The organism is Streptomyces sp. 4F14 (assembly GCF_048159485.1).
GTDB lineage: Bacteria > Actinomycetota > Actinomycetes > Streptomycetales > Streptomycetaceae > Streptomyces.
Map to the genome: position 1 here is coordinate 1 of NZ_JBLRVY010000202.1, position 393 is coordinate 393.

Genomic DNA, 393 nt, shown 5'->3' on the forward strand with positions numbered 1-393 from the left:
GGCGCAACGTACTCGACAGCTGGCTCGCTTACCGAAGCGACCGCACCACCGGCAAAGTAAGCAGTGATCTCGACCGGGAGCGCCCGGAGCGCTGGGAGCCCGATTGGAGCCGGGAACTCGTCGAAATCCTTGCCGTACTCAGGCATCTCACAGCCTTGGAACCTCGTCAGGAAGAACTCCTCAACCGCATCGTCGCCACCCCCTTGATCGACGTCGCTGAACTCACCCGGCGCCGCATCCTCCCGGCACCCGAGCGCGCCCAGCACGCTCACACCGGTCCGGACCACGCGTTTCTGCCTGGCATGGAGACAGTCGATGGCCAACCGCCAGGCCCCGTCGACCCCCTATCTCTCCCGAACGACCCCGCGGATACGACGCAGCCCAAGCCGCACT

At 65.9% G+C, this 393-nt stretch carries 1 protein-coding gene; it reads right to left on the bottom strand.

Annotated elements, in window-relative coordinates; translation table 11 throughout:
• Positions 1-323, bottom strand: a 323-nt coding sequence (locus ACLZOT_RS50320; protein ID WP_416976033.1) for a hypothetical protein, incomplete at its 3' end; no start/stop codon positions are given.
• Positions 324-393: the final 70 nt, after the last annotated feature.